This is a genomic window from Micromonospora sp. NPDC047753, assembly GCF_040642735.1.
Classification (GTDB): Bacteria; Actinomycetota; Actinomycetes; order Mycobacteriales; family Micromonosporaceae; genus Micromonospora.
Map to the genome: position 1 here is coordinate 1 of NZ_JBEYSL010000775.1, position 2,074 is coordinate 2,074.

The 2,074-nt window shown below is 75.4% G+C and carries 1 protein-coding gene and 1 pseudogene; both read left to right on the plus strand.

The genetic code is table 11. The features are described 5' to 3' along the window. Positions 1–402, plus strand: a 402-nt coding sequence (locus ABZ749_RS34385) for an ROK family protein (protein WP_357235403.1), incomplete at its 5' end; no start/stop codon positions are given. A gap of 831 nt (positions 403–1,233) precedes the next feature. Continuing rightward, positions 1,234–1,956: pseudogene (locus tag ABZ749_RS34390) on the plus strand (PP2C family protein-serine/threonine phosphatase); the annotation flags it as partial. Positions 1,957–2,074 lie beyond the last annotated feature (118 nt).

The following is a 2,074-nucleotide window of genomic DNA, read 5'->3' on the forward strand; positions in this document are numbered from 1 at the left end:
GCCGGTCAGGAGGCGATCGTGGCCGCCGCCGGGCTGGCCCGGGCGGAGCTTCCCGCAGACACCGCGACGGCCCGGTTGGCCGAGTTGGCCGAGGCCGGCGACGCCGACGCTCTACGGGCGCTGCGCGACGCCGGAACGGCACTCGGCGTAGCGGTGGCCGGCGTCGTCAATCTGCTCGACCTGGACACCGTGGTGCTCGGTGGCGGTTACGCGGCGCTCGCGCCCTGGCTGTGTCCCCCGGTCCTCGCCGAGATCGGTGCCCGGGTGCTCACCGCGGCCTGGTCACCGGTCACGGTCCGTCCGTCGACGCTCGGCGCGGAGGCCGCCGCGGTAGGCGCGGCCGGCTCGGTGGCCCGCCGGATCGTCGCCCAGCCCGCCGGCTGGCTGGCCCGCGCCGGCTGATCGCCACCCCGCGCCGTGCATCGCTGTCGGGGGGAATCGGTACCCTTGCTATCAGGCAACGATCCCCGGTGAGGAGTCGAGAAGCAGCATGCGCACACGTCGTCAGACGCGAGCCGGCGTCCGGCGGTGACCACGACCCAGCGACCCGGCGGCACCCCGTTGCCGGCCGACGAGCGGTTGGCCCGGGAGTTGCTCGACGGGCTCGCCGAGGCCGTGCTGACGACGGACGAGGCCGGTCGGGTCACCCTGGTCAACGCCATGGCTGCCGAGTTGATCCCGGAGATCGACGCCGGCACCGAGCTGGCCGGGTGCTCGGTGGCGGCACTGGCCCGGGCTGTCGCCGGCGGCGCTGACCACTTCGACGCCGACCACCACGGCCGGCGACTGCGCGGCGTCCGACGGCAACTCGCCGGCTCCCGGTGGGCGTGGTACGTCCGCGACGTCACCGAGGAGCACGCCCGCGCCGACGCCCTGCTCGTCGAACGCTCCCGCACCGCGTTCCTCGCCCAGGCCGGCAGTCGGCTGGCGCTGGCCCTGCACCGCGACCAGGTCCTCCTTGCCACCACCACGCTCGCCGTTCCCTACCTCGCCGACGTCGCCGTCGCACTGCCCCGACCGACAGCGCCGGCCGAGCCGCACCCCCGATGGATCCGGTACGCCGACGGCGAGCCGGCCCCGATCACCGGGCTGGCCAGCCCCGCGCTGACCGGCTCCGTGCCCGGGCTGGCCGAAGCGCTGGCCGGCGACCGGGCCGAACCGGGCCCCTGGCCGGACGCCCCGATTACCGACCTGGCCGACCTGCTGCCGCCCGGGTTCGGCCCCCCGGGCATGATGCTGGTCAGCCCGCTTCTCAGCGCCAGCGGGTCGGCCGGTGCGCTGCTGCTCATCCGTCGGTCCGGGCGGGCCGGCTTCGACCGGCGCGACGTGGAGCTGGCCCGGGAGTTCGCCACCCGCGCGGGTGCCGCGCTGGCCATCGCCGACGTGCACGGCGAGCAGGCTCACCTGGCCCGGGTGCTGCAAACCAGTCTGCTCCCGCCCGAGCTGCCCGCCGTGCCCGGCGTGAGCCTGGCCGGCGGCTACCGGGCAGCGGGCGACACCCTCCGCATCGGCGGCGACTTCTACGAGGTGTTTCCGCACCCGGGCGGCGCCCTGTTCGCGCTCGGCGACGTGTGCGGCAAGGGTGTGGGCGCGGCGGTGCTGACCGGCCGGGTCCGCCAGTCGTTGCAGACGCTGCGGCTGGTGGAGCACCGCCCGCTGAAGCTGATCCACCTGCTCAACCAGGCGCTGTTCGACGCGCCGGACGCGGCACGGCGCAACCAGTTCACCACCCTGTTGCTCGGTTCCCTGGACCGGGGGCCGACCGGGCTGGACCTTCGCGTCGCCGGCGGAGGTCATCCGGCGCCACTGCTGGTCACCGCCGACGGCACCGTCACCCCGATCCCGGTCGGTGGCATGCCGGTGGGGGCGCTGACGGCCGCACGCTTCGCCGAGAGCCGGGTGCACCTCGATCCGGGCGATCTGCTGCTCGCGTACACCGATGGGGTGACCGAGGCGCGCGACCCGCGCGACGCGGCGATGTTCGGCGAGGCCCGGCTGCGTCTCCAGCTCGCCGGGCGGGATCTTGCAGGCGCAGCCACCGCCGCGGGCGTACTTGGTCAACCGTACCGGTTCC